This is a genomic window from Chitinophaga sp. 05T412 (genome assembly GCF_056396465.1).
On sequence record NZ_JBFTLN010000008.1, the window covers coordinates 1 to 20,447 of the forward strand.

Here is a 20,447-nt window from a genome sequence, read left to right on the forward strand (position 1 = left end):
ATATATGCCACAGGCAGTATTTGTAATGGATGTATGTCTTTGTGGAGATGAATTTTATATTGTAGAATGTAATTGCATGAATGCCGCCGGTTTTTATAAAGCAGATGTCACCGCCATTGTGGCCGCAGTCTCTGTGCATTTTGCCAATATTTTGTCATAATAAACGTTTTATTACTACGCATGTACATTGCGCTTGGCAGGCATATATTACACCGTAAATAATACTAATTGCTATCTTATGAGTGAATTTAAATTCTGGCATATTATTGAAGAAGCCTGGGCGGCAGCTCCTGCTTTGCTTGAGATGCGGAATACAGCGTTGATAACAAACGACGCTGCATTAATTGAAGATCTGACAGGTGAAGTATACGGTACCATTACCAATAATATCAGGGATTTACTGCAGGAATTGAACAAGGAAGAACTAACCGCCTTTAACCATATCATGGAAGAAAGATTATTCCATATTGACCGGGAAGATATCCACCAACAGACCGATGGTTCAGACGATGGTTTTCTTTATTGCAGATGCTTCATCGTAGGGATGGGCAGAGCGTATTATGAAATGATTGATGAAACCCCCTCCAAAGCAACCTACGGTGCAGAAGCGGAAATTGTAGGCTTCATTGGTTATATCGTGTACCAGGAATTGTTTGGAGAGGAATTTGATCGTAACACCGTGCATTGCATTGAAACCTGCTCCAATGCCCGGGGTTGGGAAAGTCAGTAAAACCATACACATGAAAAACGAAGAATTATATGGCATCAATAAAGAACACGCACACCCAAGAGCCATTGAACTAATACCGGAAGATTTTTTCTGGGATTGTGTAGATGAACTGGCTCCTTTTGGTTCTGATGAAGGCGATATGGCGCTCGCTGAATTCCGGGAATGGCGCAAAGCTAATCCGGATAAGCGGGTCAGGGAATGCCTCCAATGGGTGATTGAGTCGGTAGGGGAAATGAATATCGACGCATATAACGAAGACCTGCTCGACCGCGATCATATAAAAGCATTGATGGATGACCCCAACTATGATGACAGCTATTATATATTCACACTGGATGCTTCTATCATCGCAACGGGATTGGGGCAACTGGTAGATGAAGGCGTCATCGATGCAGAAAATAAAACAATCATCAGTATCGCACTGGAGCGGCAAATAGCTTGGGCGCTCCTCTCTGAAAGCTGGTCGTATGCAGAACAGCATATCGGCTACCTGAACATTATGAAACGCGCACTGGAAGAGGCGTAATTGATGTAAGCCCACTGAAATTTGTTAACTTGTAGCTGCATTACAACGCCCGCTCATGATCACACTCAACGATAAAACATACACTTGTCCTGTTGATGTAACACTCGGTTTTATAGGAGGTAAATGGAAACTGTTAATCCTTTTTCACCTGCACTATTTCAACAAAAGAAGCTATGCAGACATCAGGAATAACCTCCCCGGTGTTTCTGAAAAAATGCTGAGCCAGCAATTAAAAGAACTGGAACGTGATCAGCTCATTGAAAAAAATGTGCTGTCAGCCAAACCTTACCGGGTGGAATATGGACTAACGCCCATGGGGAAAAGCCTGGCGCCATTGTATGAATTCGCGAGTGAATGGGGCGTTGCTTACCTGAAAACAAATGGCATTGATTATATCAAGGATCAGCAGTTATATAAATAGATGAAGAAGACACACCGTGATGAAATGGTGGTATGCAGGAGTGCAGCGGATTATTTGTGTAGTAGCTCACTTAGCTGTTGCTATTCACATCACCGCATTATGATTCGCCGGTGATAATCTCCCGCTCCACGCCGGGTATCTCCATAATAAACTCCGCACCATAAGCGGTACCCGGTGTTTGATATCCCGCTTTCCATTGCCCACTACATATTTTCTGCGCCATCAGTAAACAACTGAGCATGGTGAGGGTATATCCGTCCGGGCACTTTAACCGCACCGTGGCTTTTCTGCCCGCCATGTTATACACTTGTCCCCATACCAGGCTGTAAGCAGTGCTGCGCATTTCATCCGTAGGACCAGAAGGACGTTGCGCTATTTTCTTCCTGATAAAATTCCGGACGAGTGCAGTCCGCAATAACCAGTTGAATAATTTCTGCAGTTTTAATAAACGATGCACATTCACCGGAACGGCCGTATAAGTGGTGATATTGGGAATGTGTGTGCTCACATAAGCAGTAGCCACATCGCCCCACGGAATACTCATCGTGAAAAGCTTCTTTTGACCAAAATCTATCCACCGTCCCTGGTGCCCTAATGGCCGGCTAATAATACGTCCCGCTCTCCTCACAGCACCGCCTTCTCCTAATTTATATGCCATCGACATGGCAGTACCATGTGATACGCCGCTACCCGAAGTAGCAAACGCCAGTTTCAGATCACTGGCATCCGGCAATAATGTTTTTAACAACACTGCCATACAATCTGTAGGAACTACATCAAACCCGGCGCCCGGTAGTAACATAATGCCGGCATCCTTAGCTGCCTGATCATATCGTTGCAGCATTTCAAAAACAGTAATGTCGCCGTTGATATCAAGATAATGGGTTTTAGCCTGTATACAGGCCGCTATCATGGGCTCTGCCGTTAAATGAAACGGGCCGGCTGCATGAATCACAAATTTAACCGCTTTCAATGCCTGCACTAATGCATCCGTATCTTCCAGCGAAATTACCTTGTAGGGGAGTTGAAGCCGGGATGCCAGCGCCTGTAACGCCGCTTCATTCCGGCCGGCCAGTACAGGCTGAAGTTGATATTGTGCGGCATATCTGGCAATCAGTTCACCCGTATATCCGTTGGCGCCATAAAGCAGGAAAGCATTTTGTTGCATCCCGGAAAGTACGAATAAACGCGATGTAAATGCAGGAATACTGGAAATTTTAGGAAAAAGGAAAACAAAAAATGCGAAAAGAAACCACTTTCCTTTCTGAAACGGATGTATTATCTTTTAGTATTAAAAAACCCATGTTATGAAAAGACTATCCGTCTTCTTCGCCTTATTGCTTTCTTCCATTGGCATATTGAAAGCACAAAATCCGGCGGTAGGCGCCTGGAAATCAGTATCCGGAGATGTGAACAGCGTATTGCTGATTACACCAGGATGGTTCAGCGTTACTGACTACAAGGAAAAAAGTTTTCTATCCAGCTATGGCGGTATCTGGAAAGATGTTGGAAACGGAGAAAGTAGTGTGACCATTTATTTTAACACCGCCAACCCTTCGCAGGCAGGACAAACCACGAATGTTCCTGTGGGGATGGAAAATGGTCACCTCATCACCAGTACACCTGGTGGCAGTAAACAGGAGTGGACCCGTGTTGATGATGGTGCCGGTACATTAGCCGGTAACTGGCAAATCACCGCCCGGGAAACTGAAGGGAAAATGAATCCCATCCCCGATGGTCCGCGGCAAACCCTTAAAATCCTGACCGGCACCCGCTTTCAATGGGTAGCCATCAACGTTAATACAGGTGAATTTTTTGGCTCCGGTGGCGGTACCTATACTTTTGAAAATGGCACTTATACGGAAAAAATCGAGTTTTTTTCACGCGATAACTCCCGCGTTGGTGCTGTGCTCTCTTTTAAAGGAACCGTTAATGGTAAAGACTGGGATCATAGTGGACTCAGTTCAAAAGGAGCACCTATTCATGAAGTGTGGAGTAGAAATAGCAATTAGCCATTAGCCATTAGCTTTTAGCTTTTAGCAAAATGCAGCGGAGATATAAGCGTAAGTAGTTATTATTTATTACTTGCTTATATCTCCGCTGCATTTTGCTAAAAGCTAAAAGCTAATGGCTAACTGCTATATCACCATCCTATCCCATAATCCTCTCCGTGATTACTACTACCGCCCCACAAACTTCCATGTTTACGGTCTATTAAGATGGCGTTTATCGGTCCGCTGGTCCGCTCACCGAAGCTAAGGTGATACCCCATTTTCTCCAGCGCGGCGCGTGTTTCTTTCGATGTGTTATTGTTGAGTAAGATACTTCCCGGACGAGGTTCCCTGTCGTGTACGGTACTGCCGCCCAGTGACAACCACAATTGATTGGTATTAATATTAGCCGCTTCTGTGGCTTGTTGTATGGTCATTCCAAATTCTACGATGTTCAGGAAAAACTGCAGAAGATTTTGATCTTGCGTATCACCTCCCTGTACGCCGAAGCAAAGAAAAGGCTTTCCATCTTGCAGTGCCATAGAAGGGGTGAGCGTAACACGGGGACGTTTGCCCGGTGCGATCACATTAAAAGGACAGAGCGCAGAATCCAGCACAAAGCTCTGTGCCCGCTGACTCATCCCTACACCGGTTTTACCGGCAATGCAGGCAGGGAGCCAGCCACCGCTGGGCGTGATAGATACTACCCATCCATCTTTATCTGCGGCTTCCACGCTGGTGGTACCTCTCCACAGGCGATCCATATAGGCGCTGTCTGGCGTATTGGAAGCGTATAAACGATTTAAGTCGGCAGCCCGTAAAAACGTAGTGGCGTCATGTTTAGGAACAAATCCGCCGGGTTTACGTCCGCTGCTGGTATCGGTTAATTGTTGGCGTTCGGATAAAAAATGCAGGTAGGGATTGGTTTTACCTATGTAAGGGTAGGGATCACCGGGTCCTGCGCTGGCATCGTTTTGCGTAAGATTAATTTGTTGTGCCCTGGCCTTCGCATAATCTTTGTTCAGCAGTCCTTTGATGGCAGGGTTGGTGTTGAAGGCCGGATCGCCGTAGTAAAAGTCACGGTCGGCGAAGGTGAGGTTCATGGTTTGATACAGCGTATGGATATAGTTGGTAGAATTATATCCCATGGCTTTCAGGTCAAAGTTTTCCAGGATGTTGAGGCTTTGCAGCAGCATAGGACCTTGCGTCCATTCCTGTAATTTATATACTTCGATGCCTTTGTAATTGACGTGTAGAGGTGTTTCTTCTATGGGCTTCCATTTGGCGAGGTCTTCGAGGGTAATGAGACCACCTTGTTCCTGGCAGCCGCGCACAAATTCTTTGGCGATGTCACCTTTGTAGAACCGGTCGTAAGCAGCCATGATGGCTTCTTTGCGACTTTTATGTTTCCGGAGTGCGTCTTGTTCTGCTTCCACCATTTTGGAGAGGGTAGCCAGCAGGTCTTTCTGCACAAAGATTTCGCCGGCTTCAGGGGCTTCTCTTTTTTCACCGGGGTGAGTCAGGAAGACGGCCTTGCTATACGGCCATTCTTTAATATATTTTTTGCCGCGTTCTATGCTGTTGGCGGTTTGTGCTTCTATGGGATAGCCGGCAGCCATTTCCATGGCGGGAGCCAGCACGGCTTTGAGGCTCATGGTGCCGTATTCGGCGAGCATGTAGCACAGGCCGCCAACGGTGCCGGGTGTAACGGCCGCCAGAGGACCGTATTCCGGTGGAAAATCATAGCCCTTGCCTTTATAGAAGGCGGGGGTAGCGCCAGTGGGAGCTACGCCGAGCGCGTTGATGGCAATTACTTTTCCTGTTTTAGGATTATAGATGAGTGCTTGTGTTTCACCGCCCCAGCTGAGTACATCCCACATGGTGCAGGTGGCCGCCAGCATAGCGCAGGCGGCATCTACCGCATTGCCGTGTTGCTGGAATATCATGGCGCCGGCAGTGGCAGCCAATGGTTTACCGGTAACGGCCATCCAGTTTTTACCATGCAGGGGTGGCTTCTGTGTTTGCTGGGCCTGTATATTCCTGAAAGGTACTGCTAACAGGAGCAGGAAAAGTAAGCGTTTCATGTAGCGAATTTAAAGCATTATTCTCACCGTCACCAGCAGTTGCCCGGTATGACGCATGGTATGCTCTGCTGCATGAAAGAGCAGGCCTTGTACCGTAGAAGGCAGCTGTTTACGGCCTACGCCCCGGAATTCGGTGAGGGTGTTTTCCGGTGTGGTGGACAATTGTAACAGGGCTTTATGGGTTTGCGCATTGAAGGCATCCAGCAGCTCCTGTAACGACGGGCCGGGTTGGCCTTCCTGTTTGAGGTAGGCGAATTGTTCCGGCGTCAGCTCTTCTGCACGGGCATAAGTAAGGAGCCGGTCCAACACGCCGCTGACGTGCTGCAGATGATAGCCGGGAGATGCAACGCCTTTGGGTTGTTCCCAGAGGCGCGCTTCTGGGAAGTCCTGCATCAGGTTATTTATTTCCAGGTTGGCCTGCAGCAATGCGTGCGCTGCAGGTTGCAACAGGGCCGGTATATGTTCCACCGGCCCGCTCATCCAATATTCTGTGGCCATGATAATGGAATTATACTGCTACGGCATCGTATACCACTACTTTTTCCCAGAGGTGGCTACATTTTTTGATAAACTCCTGATGGATGGGATGGTCCTGGTAGGTGGCTTGCCCGGCCAGGTCGCTGAAGAAAATCAGCTCGGATACAGACCAGCTGCTGTCTACTACTTCACGTTTCTCAGTACTCGCGACTACGCCTACACGAAGGTCACGTACGGTTTCAATTTTGGAGAGCGTTTTCACGCCGGCTATCAGCTGATCAAGATCTTCCTGGGAATTAGGATTCTTCAGCCAGAAGAACACATGATGTACAATCGGGTATTTCTTTTCCATATTTGAAGTGGGGATTGCTGCTGCAGCGGTAGTGCCTACGGCCAGTGCTGCTGCGGTTCCTAAAAATGTTCTTCTGTTTGACGTGCTCATAATAGGCCTGTTATGGCGATGAAAATAATAAAGATTGACGATTTATTATAGATTTCATACCGTTTTCCGGCACTTTCATCCCATTTTGCTTTGCCCCAAAGCGGCAAATGCTAATATTGCTGTAAATATTGATCCCTTATGAATCAATTTAAGAAAATTGAGTTTGGCGTCGCCACCGGCATTTTTCTATTGCTTTTGTTTTCCGTGCTTTATCCCAGCCTGGTGTATAATGTGTTTGAGCTGCAGGATATCTATGGTACCAAGTTCGCCATGTATCACCAGGTATTTGACTACTATATTCATTATCTGTTGCCATTAATGGGACAAATGACGATGGTGTACGTCGCCTTCCTCCTCGTGAATTTTGTGATTGTGCCGATGTTTCTGGAGAAAGGGCGATGGATAGGGGGATTGTTATTATTGATTCCACTCGGAGTGCTGTATTTTATTATCACTATTGTTTGTAACTCTTACTTCTATGGTTATTTGTTTGGGGTATACGATACCGTGAGAGGAGCGCATATGCATTTTGTGAAGGCGGCATTTATTACCACCGTTTTCTCCACACTGATATACGTGGTATATTATTTTGCGAAGCGGGCATTTTATGATACCCTGTATACCCGCTTCACCCGGGATATGATGTTCCGGCAAATGATGATGGAGATATTCTGGGCAGCTGGTTTGTTTGTGGTGATCTTTTGTTTGTCGTTTGGCGATTCGAGGGACCTGGCGCTGATGACGCTCTTCTTCGGCCCTTCGCAGATCGGGGTGTTCTTTATTCTCCGCTACAAAGTATTTCCGGCTTTTGAAGACGTACATCACGACAAGCGCATACTCATCAGAGATATTGCGCTGACGGTTTTTGCCAGTAATACATTGATGGCATTAATGACCCGTGCTATCGGACATCGGAGGGGAGAGTGGTTTGTTGGATTGGGGTCTATTGGCATAATGATATCATTGATGGCGGTAGTACCTCTTTGCTGGTTGCTGTTCCGGTCGCGTAAAAAGCATCAGCAAACAGTGGTGACGCTTAAAAAAGCGTTGGGCCGTTCCGCTGCAGATTTAGATTTTTTACGTTCCCAGATTAATCCGCACTTTTTGTTTAATGCGCTCAATACCCTTTATGGTACAGCGTTGCAGGAAGAAGCCGCCCGTACCAGTGAAGGTATTCAGAAGTTGGGAGATATGATGCGCTTTATGCTGCACGACAACAATCTCGAAAAGATACCCCTGGACAAGGAAGTAGCCTATCTGCAAAATTACATTGCCTTACAACGCCTGCGCGTACTATCATCTCCCGATATTATTATAGAAATAAATATTGATGAAAGCCAATGCCAGCATGAAATAGCGCCGATGTTGCTGATTCCGTTTGTCGAGAATGCATTTAAACATGGTATCAGTTTAAGACATCGTTCGCGCATTGTGATTTCCCTGAGCTGTACCGCTGAGCAGATTTTCTTTGATGTGTATAACAGTGTACATCCCCGTCCGGAGAATGATCCGGAGCGCGAAGGGATGGGCATCGGTTTGAATAATGTAAAAGAAAGACTGGCCTTATTATATCCTAACCGGCATGAATTGAGTATTCGCCAAACCGGTAGTGAATTTTTTATCCACCTTACCATTGATGTTAATAAATAATAAGATGAAGAAAGAAGAAGTACCTGCAGTTCCTGCGCCGGATGGCATGACCCGCTTTTTATGGTGGCTGGCCGCCGCAGATGCAGATATATTAAAAGATTGCAGAACGGAAAAAGAACGATATCGCATTATTGGTATATCCGTGCTCGTTACCTGGATGTTTGCCACCCTGGCGTGGGGATATTTCTTTTCTACCATTGTGAATGATGATATGGTAGTGGCCGGACTGGCCCTGTTTTTTGGCTTCGCCATTCTATCCATTGACCGTACACTGATTGCGGCCATGTCTCGCACCAACGGCAACATAAAAGTACTGCCGGTTATTTTTCGTTTAGTCCTTGCTGTTACTATCGGATTGTTTATATCACAGCCCGTAGTATTAATGTTATTTAAGAAAGATATTGATGCACAACTGGAGCTGAGTAAGCAAACCAAGCTCGATGCTTACCGGGAGCAACTGGTGAAGCTCAACGCCGGGCAGCTGGGCACTTTGCAGCAGTCCATGGAAGAAGGAAAAGTGCGGTTAGCACAGAAAGCGGCGGAGCTGAAAGTGTATAAAGACGGCTACATCAAAGAAACCGATGGTACCGGCGGTTCCGGCAGAATAGGAGAGTCGGATATTGCGCGGGTGAAGAAATCCGCCTACCTCAAATCGGAAGAAGAATATCAGGCGATGCAGCGGGCCTGGGAGCCACAGCAGCAACAGTTGCAGGCGCAGATCAATAAGATGCACAGCGTAGATAGTTTGAAGGAAACGGTGTACGTCAGTACACTCACCAACGGGTTCCTGGCACAGATAGAAGCGCTACACGAATTAACAGAAACACACCCGCCGGTAAAGCAACGCTACCGGCTTATTGTATTTATTATCACCCTCATTGAAGTGATGCCGCTGCTCAGTAAAATCCTGATGCCAAAAGGAGAGTACGACGAAAAGCTGGCCGCTGCTACAGAACAGGGCGTAATAGCGGCGCAACTGGAAACCACTAACAGTGAACAGTTGCAGGAACATTATCAGGCCGCCGCCTTACAGGCCGATAAAGAAACGGTAGATCACTTGTTTGAAGCCACCCGCGACCTCCGGAAAGAACAGGCAGAAGCCCTGGTGAAAGAGTGGCGCAGCCGTGAAAATAACCAGTATCACCATCTCTGGCAACAGGCGAAGAAATTGTTGCTGGGGAAAATTTAGTAAATCCCTATCTTGCTAATGCCTAAAATAGCCATATGAAGCTGACTGCTATTGCTATAGATGATGAACCGGTGGCGCTGGCTGTTATAAAAAATCACGCCGCCATGGTGCCCTTTCTGGAAATGAAAGGGTTTTTTACCAATGCGTTTGATGCCATAGATTTTTTAAGCAAAGAAAAAGTGGACCTGCTTTTTCTCGATATCAAAATGCCGGATATCTCAGGACTGGATTTTTTATCCAGCCTGCCTTATCCGCCTATGACGGTATTTACCACTGCCTATTCTGAACATGCGGTGAAAAGTTTTGAGCTGGATGCCATCGATTATCTCCTCAAACCCTTTTCCCTGATACGTTTCATGAAAGCCTGCAATAAAGCCAACAACCTGTTGCAGCTGAAGCAGAACAACGGTACACCCATCAGCAAAGATCAGCCGGATTATATTTTCGTAAAAAGCGGGTATGAACAATTCCGGATTGTATTGGAAGATATCCTTTACCTGGAAAGCGCCGGTAACTACGTCAATTTTATCCTGACTGACCGTAAGCTCATTTCCCGGCTATCTATGCAGGAAGCGGTAGACCTGTTGCCTATTGCCGCTTTTACCAGGGTGCACCGCTCTTATATTGTGGCGAATAATAAAATTGAGCGGGCCGACCGGAATTCATTGTACATCAAAAACATTCCCATCCCCATTGGTGCGGCCTATGCCACGGCGGTAGAGCGCATCCTGAGTCTCTGATCGGAGCACGACAAAACTTTTTTTTGAGAAATTGGACCAATTGGTCTAATTTGGTATTGCCATGGGAAAAGCAGAAAAGACCAGACAGTTTATCATTGAGCAGGCGGCGCCTATTTTCAACCGGAAAGGGGTGGCTGGCACTTCTATCAGTGATATTCTGAAAGCCACGCGGCTGGCCAAAGGAGGGATATATGGCAACTTTACTTCCAAAGAAGAAATTGTGATGGAGGTATTTGACTATATCGCGGAAGCGGAGCGGCAGCAGCTGACGAAAGTAACGGCTACGGCCAGTACGTCTGTCGGCAAGTTTGAAGCGCTGTTCGACTACTACGCTACTTTCCCGAAGCACCAGCGGGTAGGCGGCGGATGCCCCATGCTCAATTTCGGCGTAGAAGCAGATGATACCAACCCGGGCCTGAAGAAGAAAGTCAGTGAACTGGTGCTGTATTATGAATCCCGCATTGCCAAAATGGTGCAGTATGGAAAAGATAATGGGGAATTCCGGCACGACTGGGACGAGAAACAATTTGCCATTCGCATGTTTACCATGCTGGAAGGGGCTATCCTGGTGAGTAGTGTGCTGGGACATAACAAACAAATGTTGGTAGTGCTGGACGCGTTAAGGGAAGAAATGAAACGTCACATGTTGTGACTTTTTTTTACGATAAAAATAAACCAATCGGTCTAAAATCATGCAACACCAGGTTTTACCACTATCGCTACGGATGACGAGTACCCTGTTATCCTTGATGAGCCGCCCTTTTCCTGACTTAACGGCCAGGTTATTTTACCATTTATACTGCACCCCTCCAGCCGGGAAGCTGCATGCTACCCATGAAAAGCTGCGGAGTGAGGCCGTGGTGCAGCCCCTGCGGGTAAGCAGCTATCCTTTTGATGATACCCCGCTGGATATCGTTACCTATCGCTGGGGAAACACCGGCCCTAAAATATTGCTGCTACACGGCTGGGGAGGAAGTCCCCTGCATTTTAAACAACTGATTACCGCACTGCTGGCAAACGGCTATCAGGTAGTAGCCTACGATGGCCCTGCCCATGGACGATCCGGCGGCAAGCGTACCAACCTGGTACAATGGATGCACGTACTGGAGCAGGTAATGCTGCAGGAGGGCGAGTTATACGCCATTGTAGGACATTCTTTTGGCGCCCTGAATGCAGCGTTGACGCTTTCCAGGAAGTCAGTCAGCGTACCTAAACTGGTGCTGCTGGGGGCTGCACTCAGCGCACCCGTATTTTTTGATGAAGCCTTGCGGCTGTTTCGCATTCATCCGGTAGTGATGCCACGACTCACTACGCTGGTGAGAGAACGCCTCCGGGAAGACCTCACCGACATGGACCTGCACCGCTATATCAACGCCATCAAGGCCGGCAGCATATGGATTGCCTATGACACCACCGATACGCTGGCCAAAGCCACGGAAATAGACGATTATCTGCAACAGTATCCGGCCATCCAATCCCTCCGGTTTACCGGGGAAGGACACTTCCGGATTATGCGCCACGAGGCCGTACTAACGGGTATGCTGGCTTTCCTGGCAGCCTGATCATGATAAAAAAAATACAAATCCGGCTTGTTTGTTATATCTTGCGTGCTTCCCGTTAATTTGCTGGTGATATGCAGGATATAACAGACAAAGACCTGGTTATCCTCGTGCATTCGCAACCTTTAGAGGCGTTCCGGCTCATATACCAGAGGTATTGGGACCCGCTCTTTAATATCGCTTTTAAACGACTGCAGGATGCAGAGGAGGCCCGTGATATAGTACAGGAAGTGTTTGTAACGGTGTGGGATCAGCGCGCGCAGCTGCAGCCACGGGAATCGCTGTTGCCCTACCTGCAGGTCATTCTCCGCAATCGCATCTTTAATTTATATGCCCGCAATGAAGTGAAACTGAAATACATTGTGGAAACACAATGGCAGGCCACTTTCGCCCAGAATAACGCCGTTCAGCAACTTACCCTCAAAGAATTACAGGACATCGTGAACGATGCCATCGCACAGTTACCACCCCGTATGCAGGAAATATTTTTGCTCAACCGGGAAGATCAGCTCACCCCCGCCGAAATAGCACAACACCTGTCCCTCTCTGTACAAACCGTTAAAAATCAACTCCACCGCGCCACCGAGAAAATGCGGGAACACCTGCGCAGTAAAGTAGATCCTACACTGCTTATCACTATTATCGCTATCCTCACCGGAAAGTAATTTTTTTGTTATGTGAAGACGACGTACTAAAAGTAGATTACGTATATACGTTCCTGTTATCATCTCAAAAAAAATAATTTTCGGGTAAAAGCTTTAGTAGTATAACGTTTTAGCAAAGTTTTGCCCCGCTTTTGAATAAAAATAAAAGCAAACCATTTTTCTGTAAATACTTTTCAATAGCTTTGCATCCCAGTGGTTAAAAAAATGTTAACACACGGAAATATTGCTTGTGAAGATTTATCAGTGTCTGTAGTGATTTAAACCTGCACCACCTCTTTGTAGCACCCGATCGTCCTTTGTAGCCCGGCCCTTGCTGGGCTTAATTGTTGGGGTTTCACCCCGTCAGGATTCCTATGCGGTCACCAACCGCTATCGGACATCCCTTTTATACCAGCAACGCGTCCGGACCATTGTTGCCCCTGTATTAGTATTTAGTATATATCACTAATAACAATCCAACTATGCACGCAAGTTACAGGAAACTGTTATGGCTACTCCCATGTGTAGCCCTTTCGGCACTATGCCTCTCTTCGATGGAAGCCCAGGCTCAGTCAAAGAAAAAAGGCAGCTGGCTGTTTGGTAAAAAAACACCCGCAGCAACAGCGGATACGGCCTCCAAAAAGAAACCGGATACCAAAGGACTGAAACCTTATAAAGAGGTAATCACCGCCGATGCCGTTTCTAAAGAAGGACTGTTTAAAGTACACCGCGTAAAAACGGACTACTACTTTGAAATCCCCCTGAAACTCCTGGGACGCCAGATACTGGTGGTCAACAAGCTTTCCAAAGTTCCGGAACAGCTCAACGACGCCGGCGTGAATAAAGGAATGAACTATGCCAACCTGGTCGTTTCTTTCGAAAGAGACACCCTGCTCAACAAAATATTCCTGCGTAAACAGAACCCATTCCTGGAAGTACCTGCCAACAACGCCATCGCGCAATCTGTGGCAGATAACTTCATTCCTTCTGTGATCGACTATTTCAAAATAGAAACCTATAATACAGATACCTCCGCTGTGGTGGTAAACGTATCCAAAATATTCGACGGCTCCAACACCAGTATCAACAACGTGTTTGACGCACTCGGCATGGGTAGCTCTCCCATCAGAGACCTCTCCCGCATCCGCGTCATCAAAGCCTTTGAAGATAATATCGTGGCCAAATCAGAACTGACGGCGAAAATTACTGGCGTGGAAGTGTCTATTGAAACCACTACCAACATGGTATTGCTGAGCGAACAGCCCATGACGCCCCGCTTCGCCGACAGAAGGGTAGGACTCTTTACTACTCCCCGCTGGTATTTCAGCGATGAACAACATAAACTGGAAGAAAGAGAACTGATCACCCGCTGGCGCCTGGAACCCAAACCGGAAGATCTCCAACGCTATCGCAACGGAGAACTGGTGGAACCAGTAAAGCCCATCGTTTATTATATCGATCCTAGCACTCCCGCAAAATGGCGCCCCTACATTAAAGCAGGGATTGAAGACTGGCAGAAAGCTTTCGAAGCAGCCGGTTTCAAAAATGCCATCGTCGCTAAAGATGCACCGGTCAATGACCCCGACTTCGACGGCGATGATGTACGCTACTCAGTAGTTACTTATGCCGCTTCTTCCAAAGCCAACGCTATGGGTCCTTCGGTAATCGATCCCCGCTCCGGCGAAATCCTGGAAGCAGATATCATCTGGTGGCACAACGTGATGAGTACCCTGCACTCCTGGGTACGCATCCAAACCGGCGCCATCGATCCACGCGCACGTGGCAACCAGTTCAGCGACTCCCTCATGGGACACGCCATCCGCTTCGTTTCCAGCCATGAGGTAGGACATACCCTCGGCCTGCAACATAACATGGGCAGCTCTTACGCTTTTGACGTAGACTCCCTCCGCTCACCCGCGTTTACTTCCCGCATGGGTGGTACTGCGCCGTCTATCATGGACTATGCCCGCTTCAACTACGTGGCACAACCCGGCGATAACGTCACGCAAATCACACCCGCCATCGGCGTATACGATAAATTCGCGATCGACTGGGCGTATCAGTATACCGGTGCTAAAACGCCGCACGAAGAACTGCCCGCACTGAACAAACAGTTACGCGCACACGAAAATGATCGCCTCTACGCTTTCGGTGAACAACAGGAAGTACGCGACGCCATAGATCCCCGTTCCCAGATTGAAGATCTCGGTAACGACGCGGTGAAAGCCAGTCGCTACGGCCTCCTGAACCTGAAACGCATCGTGCCGCAAATCCTCACCTGGACCAAAGAAGAAGGTGATAACTACGACGAAGCCGGTAAAATGCTGAACAGCGCCATCGGCCAGTGGAATCAATATGCATATCACGTATTGGCCAACGTGGGTGGTATCTACATCACCCCTACCGTATACGGACAAAAACAAAATACCTACGAACACGTAGAAAAGAAAAAACAACAGGATGCCGTGCAGTACCTGGTGGTAGAAGTATTCAACACACCAGCATGGCTGTTCAAAAATGATATCTATACCAAAAGCTATCCTATTAAGGAAAGCCCCATTGGTAACATCGAATACGGTGCATTGGTATATGCCAAGAGCTTACAATCATATCTCTACTACGACTTGCTCCGTGATGAACGCCTGTCCCGTATGCTGGAAAATGAAGCTGCCAACGGCAAGTCTGCTTACACAGTGTCCGACCTGATGAGCGATTTGCACCAGGGCATCTTCGCTAAAACACTGCGTGGCCAGTCGCTCGATATCTTCGAACGTAACAGCCAGAAAGGCTTTGTAGATGCGCTCATTATCAGCATCGACAAATCCGTGGTGCGTACAGACGTGAAGAAATTACAGGCCAGCGAACCAATAACCGGTATCAGCGATTTCTGCACTTTCTCCCTGCAACCACAACAGCAAGGTGAACGCGCTTCCCGCAACATGATGTACTTCGCGGTAAATCGTGTATCCGACGCCGTAAGTGCAAAACGTGGAGAACTGAGCCGCCTGCTGCAACTGCTCAATAGTAAAAAGAACGGTGCAGACAGGGCTACAACAGACCACTACAGCGATCTTATTATTCGTATCAACCAGGCTTTAAATAATAAATAATCACATCTCTCTACATGAAAAAAAGTGCAATTTTACAAAAGACATTATGCCTGTTACTGGCAGTTTGTCTTTTCCCATGGTGGGCGCAGGCGCAAAACAGCCCGCGTATTATTAAGGGTAAAGTAGTAGATGCTGTTTCCGGAGACGCCCTCATCGGCGTATCCATCTATGCCAGCAACAAAACTATCGGTACCACCACCGGCGCCGAAAACATTATAGAAAATATCAGCATTGGTGCTATCACCAATGAGAAAGGTGAGTTCTCCCTGAACCTGCCAGACTCCCTGAAAGTAAAGCAGCTCACGGTGAACTATATGGGATATGAAACCCGTTTGGTGAACCTCACCGCCAGCAACTCGTATCATATTACGTTGGCTACCTCCGGTAAAAACCTCAACGAGTTTGTATTTACCGGTTATCAGCAAATCCGTAAGAATAAATCGACCGGTGCCACTGATAAAATCAGCATGGACAAAATAGATATCGGTGGCGTCATGAGCGTGGAGCAAATGCTGCAGGGACAACTGTCCGGTGTAGCGATCACCCCGCTCTCCGGTGCACCCGGACAATCGGCGAAAATCCGTATCCGTGGTACTTCTTCCTTACAAGGTACCCAGGACCCATTATGGGTAATTGATGGATTGCCGATTGAAGGTACCAATCTGCCTAAATTGGATGATGCCAAAGCAATTGATCAACTGTATACTTCTTCTATTGCAGGTTATAGCCCGGCAGATATTGAAAGTATCACGGTACTGAAAGATGCCGCCGCTACCGCCATCTATGGTGCACGCGCTGCCAACGGTGTAATTGTGATTACCACTAAATCCGGTAAAAAGAATGAACGCCTGAGCATCAACTACCGCAACAACTTCACCTTCACGCAAAAGCCTGATCTGGGTCGTCTGAACCTGATGAACAGCGACCAGAAAGTAAATCTGGAACTGGATCTCTTCAACTCTGACTACACTTATCTGCCGAATAATGGGGAAGTATCCCGTATCCTCAGCAAATATGGTGTTACGCCGGAAGAGTTGACCAGCAAAGGTTTTAACGGTATCAATGCCAGTGCACGCAGTGAAATTAATGCCCTGAGAGGGATCAATACCAACTGGAACGACCTGTTATTCCGCAGCGCTTTCACACAGGAACACAGCGTAAGCGTATCCGGTGGCGGTGATAGATCTTCTTATTATTTCAGCGGAGGTTATTATGATGAGAAAGGCGCCGCCATCGGTACTGGCGCTCAACGCTATAACATCACCCTGAAAACAGATTATGATCTCACAGATAAACTGAAATTTTCTGCAGGCATTTTCGCAAATCAGCGTTCGCAAACCTCTTTCCTGACAGATAATATGGCGGTAACCAATCCCATGAGATACGCCAGGTCTGCTAATCCATATACACCTGCCTTAGATAATAATGGCAACTATGTATACGATAAAAATACCATCGGCGAAGAAAGCGTAGTTAATTTTAACGTACTGGAAGAACGCGCCAACACCGGCAAAACGGTGAAGGCACAGGCGGTTAATACCAACTTTAAACTGGACTACGAAATCATCCCACGACTGCACATCAGCTCGCAGCTGGGTATCCAGTCAGAAAATATATCTTCCGAAAAATTAGCCCTGGAAAACAGCTACTATATCCGCCAGCTGGCAGATATCAGCCAACGCTATGACCCGGCCACCGGTACTAAATCAACCTTCCTGCCTAAAGGAGGTATGATTGATAACGGTGAGCAACGTATGCAGCAGTATACACTGAAAACACTGGTGGAATACAGCTTCAACGTGAATAAAAAGCATGATTTTAATTTCATGGGTGGTAATGAGCTGAGAAGAATTAAAGACAGACTCAATACTACCGTGGGTTACGGATATGATCCTAAAACACTGACCACGCAACCCCCCAAATACCAGAACGATAATGAAATAATATCACTGTATAAAGACAAACATCAATATACAGAAAATGCTTTCGTATCATTCTTCGGAACTGGTAGCTATACTTACAACAACCGCTATACCCTGGCAGGAAGTGTCCGTTTCGATGGATCAGACTTGTTTGGCGTAGACCCGAAATACAAATACCTGCCTTTATGGTCTGTGAGCGGTTTATGGCGCGTAATGGAAGAACCATTTATGAAGGATGTGCGCTTCCTGGATATGTTAAACATACGAGCTTCCTACGGTTTACAGGGGAACATCGACAAAAATACTTCTCCATTMGTAGTAGGCCGGTATATCAATGGAGCCATATTACCAGGCAATACCTCCCAGATGATTCTGGTAGATGGTCCTCCTAACGCAAAACTGAGATGGGAAAAAACCATCAATAAAAATATCGGCATCGACTTCGCGGTTCTGAAAAACAGGGTGAATGTAACGGTAGATTATTATGATCGTCATGGTAAAGATCTGATTAATGCGCTGGCGTTACCATTGGAAACAGGCTTCCAGTCTATGAATGTGAACTGGGCAGAAATGACTAACCGTGGGGTGGAAGTAAGCATCAATACCCGGAATATAACCCGTAAAGACTTCCGCTGGTCTACCGACTTTAATTTCGCGTATAACAAGAATACCGTTTTACGGGAAACCCTGCCGGATAACGCTGGATTCCCTTCACGGGAAGGAAATGCCATTGGTACCATCTGGGGACTGCCATATGCAGGGCTGAGCGAAAAAGGTATGATCATGGTGAACTATAAAGGTAAAGTAGAGTCGCTGTCAGAACTGATGCAGTTACAGGACGATTTTGCCGGTGATCCGGACCTGGGTGGACTGTTCCCTTATACCAATCTCACCAATGCACAGGTACGCGATTTATTTACCAATATGGGCAGCAGTGATCCATTGTATACCGGTGGGTTGAACAACAACTTTACGTATAAACAATTTGATCTGTCTATTGGCCTGATGTTTAACCTCGGTCAGAAAGTGAAGATTGATCCGCCTTACAGCCCGATGCTCTATAACCGTGGTTTGAACAGCAGCACCGCCATTCTCGATCGCTGGACACCGGCTAATCCGCATGGAAAATATCCGGCATTATTCGGAAATACAGCCGAAACAGATCCGGAGCTGAAATTGCTGGGCCATTGGCTGGAAGACAAAATGTACCAATACCAGGCACTCGGTTTATGGATCAGGGATGGTGGTTACGTAAGGGTACGTAATATAACCCTGGGCTACCGTTTACCGGAAAATATCAGCAATAAAATCAGGATGAAAGGATTGAAGGTAACGGCTGAAGCCAGGAATCCATTCGTGTTTGCGAAGAACTACGATGGCTTCCTCGATCCGGAAACAATGGGTAACAACTATGCACAACCCATTCCTAAAACATTTACCATTGGCCTCAACGCCACTTTCTAAAACTCAGTAAAATGCGTAAAGTAATATATGCCACAGGACTGGTGTTAACAATGGCTTCCATGTCCTCCTGCAAAAAGTACCTCGACATTGTACCAGTAGGTAAAGTAGTACCCACTACGGTAGAAGATTTTACCAAAGAACTGGATGCCGCCTATATCCTGCCGGACATGGATAAAGGACTGGCTTCTTATCGTGGAGACGAAATGACGGTGAATGAAGCCAAAAGCCGCGACGTGGATTTGGTGTCCAACAACTTCCTCTGGAATGAGAATGGTCCTACCAAAGGCCTTACCTACGATTGGCGCGGCAAATACCAGCGGATTTTCTATGCCAATCACATCATTGGTGCAGCACCTGCTGCTACCGGCGGTACCGAAGCACAGAAGAATCAATTGCTGGGAGAAGCTTACCTGATGCGTGCGTACACACATTTTAATCTGGTAAATCTGTATGGTAACGCTTATAACGAGTCTACCGCTGCTACTGATAAAGCAGTACCAGTGATTACAGAAGTGGATATGGAAAAAGTATCCCGTCGTAATACGGTGAAGGAAGTATATGCACAGGTACAGGCGGATCTCGACAAGGGATTGTCGTTGGTGAATGTAGATGCTTATGAAACGGCGCAATCCTATAAATTCAGCAAAACTGCGGGTATGGCCCTGGCAGCACGCGTTTATCTGTACACTCACCAGTGGGATAAAGCATTGAATGCCGCTAAATGGGTACTGGAGAAAAAGAATACCCTGGTAGATTTTAACACCAGCACTGCACTGCCAACCCTGTATACTTCTATTGAAAGCATACAGGCATATGATCAGAACTATAACGTTGTTACCATACAAACCGCTTTTGTATCGGATAAACTGTTTGCGTTGTACAATCCGTTAGGCGACTTACGTCTGAAAATATTCTACGGAAAAGACAAGAACAACAAAAACATCGTTGCTAAAATCAATACCGGTAATAATTATCGTCAGTCTTTCCGCGTGTCGGAAATGTACCTCGTCGCGGCAGAAGCAGCAGCACAGCTGAATCAGCCGGATGTAGCCCGTGATTATATTAACCAGTTAACGCAACGCCGTTTGACACCGGCATTCCATGCCACAGAGCAGCTTCGTCTGGCTACGCTTTCAGGCAAAGCCCTGCTGCAGGAAATTTATGATGAAAGAGCCCGTGAGTTGTCTTTCGAAGGACATCGCTGGTTTGATCTCCGCAGAACTACCCAACCGGAAATCGTTCATACGCTGAAAGGGAAGACAACTACCCTGAAAGCTGGCGATCCGCGTTATACGATACGTATTCCTATGGATGCCGTTGCGAGCAACCCGTTGTTAAACGAATAGTGTTGCTTTTGCATCCTTTTAAAGTGCCGCGGGGGAAACTCTGCGGCATTTTGATTTATATGCTCAGACCGATTTTTTGTCTTTTTCAGGATTAGACTGATTAGGCTGATTTTTTATTTAAAAGATATAGGTGAATTCGCCAGTTTCTCCCA

Annotated in this window: 17 protein-coding genes; 13 read left to right on the top strand and 4 right to left on the bottom strand. The window is 47.0% G+C overall.

Going from position 1 to position 20,447, the window contains the following annotated elements; all coding sequences use genetic code 11:
- Positions 1–238: 238 nt before the first annotated feature.
- From AC1DFM_RS18115 to AC1DFM_RS18125, 3 genes are read left to right on the top strand one after another with little or no spacing between them, the layout of a single operon-like run.
- Positions 239–730 carry a DUF4240 domain-containing protein gene (locus tag AC1DFM_RS18115; RefSeq protein WP_477078153.1) on the top strand — a complete coding sequence of 164 codons (492 nt, stop codon included), beginning with the start codon at positions 239–241 and terminating at the stop codon, positions 728–730.
- 10 nt (positions 731–740) lie between these two features.
- A complete protein-coding gene (locus tag AC1DFM_RS18120; protein ID WP_477078154.1) occupies positions 741–1,256 on the top strand; it encodes a hypothetical protein in 516 nt (171 codons plus the stop codon).
- A 55-nt stretch (positions 1,257–1,311) separates the two neighbouring features.
- A complete protein-coding gene (locus AC1DFM_RS18125; RefSeq protein WP_477078155.1) occupies positions 1,312–1,677 on the top strand; it encodes a winged helix-turn-helix transcriptional regulator in 366 nt (121 codons plus the stop codon).
- Between the two features lie 97 nt (positions 1,678–1,774).
- Here the strand turns inward: AC1DFM_RS18125 and AC1DFM_RS18130 are convergent, their stop codons facing one another.
- Positions 1,775–2,845 (bottom strand): saccharopine dehydrogenase family protein, encoded by a 1,071-nt coding sequence (locus AC1DFM_RS18130; RefSeq protein ID WP_477078156.1) that lies wholly within the window; start codon positions 2,843–2,845, stop codon positions 1,775–1,777.
- A 139-nt stretch (positions 2,846–2,984) separates the two neighbouring features.
- Here AC1DFM_RS18130 and AC1DFM_RS18135 point away from each other — a divergent pair, with 139 nt between their 5' ends.
- Positions 2,985–3,689, top strand: coding sequence for a hypothetical protein (locus AC1DFM_RS18135; protein ID WP_477078157.1), 705 nt, complete (start codon positions 2,985–2,987; stop codon positions 3,687–3,689).
- A 131-nt stretch (positions 3,690–3,820) separates the two neighbouring features.
- On the opposite strand, the gene AC1DFM_RS18140 is transcribed toward AC1DFM_RS18135, so the two are convergent.
- The 3 genes from AC1DFM_RS18140 to AC1DFM_RS18150 are packed head-to-tail and all read right to left on the bottom strand — an operon-like array spanning position 3,821 to position 6,671.
- The gene (locus tag AC1DFM_RS18140; RefSeq protein WP_477078158.1) at positions 3,821–5,752 is read right to left on the bottom strand and encodes a gamma-glutamyltransferase family protein; all 1,932 of its coding nucleotides are present in this window, start codon (positions 5,750–5,752) and stop codon (positions 3,821–3,823) included.
- Between the two features lie 9 nt (positions 5,753–5,761).
- Complete coding sequence (locus AC1DFM_RS18145; protein WP_477078159.1) at positions 5,762–6,250, bottom strand: DinB family protein; 489 nt, start codon at positions 6,248–6,250, stop codon at positions 5,762–5,764.
- Positions 6,251–6,260: 10 nt separating this feature from the next.
- A complete protein-coding gene (locus AC1DFM_RS18150) occupies positions 6,261–6,671 on the bottom strand; it encodes a Dabb family protein (RefSeq protein ID WP_477078160.1) in 411 nt (136 codons plus the stop codon).
- A 138-nt stretch (positions 6,672–6,809) separates the two neighbouring features.
- Here AC1DFM_RS18150 and AC1DFM_RS18155 point away from each other — a divergent pair, with 138 nt between their 5' ends.
- From AC1DFM_RS18155 to AC1DFM_RS18195, 9 genes are all read left to right on the top strand, one after another.
- Positions 6,810–8,321, top strand: coding sequence for a sensor histidine kinase (locus tag AC1DFM_RS18155; RefSeq protein ID WP_477078161.1), 1,512 nt, complete (start codon positions 6,810–6,812; stop codon positions 8,319–8,321).
- A 4-nt stretch (positions 8,322–8,325) separates the two neighbouring features.
- Entirely contained in the window at positions 8,326–9,510 is a 1,185-nt protein-coding gene (locus tag AC1DFM_RS18160; RefSeq protein ID WP_477078162.1) for a DUF4407 domain-containing protein, read from the top strand.
- A 35-nt stretch (positions 9,511–9,545) separates the two neighbouring features.
- Entirely contained in the window at positions 9,546–10,250 is a 705-nt protein-coding gene (locus tag AC1DFM_RS18165) for a LytR/AlgR family response regulator transcription factor (protein ID WP_477078163.1), read from the top strand.
- 61 nt (positions 10,251–10,311) lie between these two features.
- Positions 10,312–10,902, top strand: coding sequence for a TetR/AcrR family transcriptional regulator (locus AC1DFM_RS18170; protein ID WP_477078164.1), 591 nt, complete (start codon positions 10,312–10,314; stop codon positions 10,900–10,902).
- A gap of 40 nt (positions 10,903–10,942) precedes the next feature.
- Entirely contained in the window at positions 10,943–11,812 is an 870-nt protein-coding gene (locus tag AC1DFM_RS18175; protein WP_477078165.1) for an alpha/beta hydrolase, read from the top strand.
- Between the two features lie 71 nt (positions 11,813–11,883).
- Positions 11,884–12,474: an RNA polymerase sigma factor gene (locus AC1DFM_RS18180; protein WP_477078166.1), complete on the top strand. Its 591-nt coding sequence runs from the start codon at positions 11,884–11,886 to the stop codon at positions 12,472–12,474.
- Positions 12,475–12,935: 461 nt separating this feature from the next.
- Positions 12,936–15,563: a zinc-dependent metalloprotease gene (locus AC1DFM_RS18185; protein WP_477078167.1), complete on the top strand. Its 2,628-nt coding sequence runs from the start codon at positions 12,936–12,938 to the stop codon at positions 15,561–15,563.
- A 14-nt stretch (positions 15,564–15,577) separates the two neighbouring features.
- Positions 15,578–18,949: a SusC/RagA family TonB-linked outer membrane protein gene (locus AC1DFM_RS18190; RefSeq protein WP_477078168.1), complete on the top strand. Its 3,372-nt coding sequence runs from the start codon at positions 15,578–15,580 to the stop codon at positions 18,947–18,949.
- A gap of 11 nt (positions 18,950–18,960) precedes the next feature.
- Entirely contained in the window at positions 18,961–20,295 is a 1,335-nt protein-coding gene (locus AC1DFM_RS18195) for a RagB/SusD family nutrient uptake outer membrane protein (protein ID WP_477078169.1), read from the top strand.
- Positions 20,296–20,447: the final 152 nt, after the last annotated feature.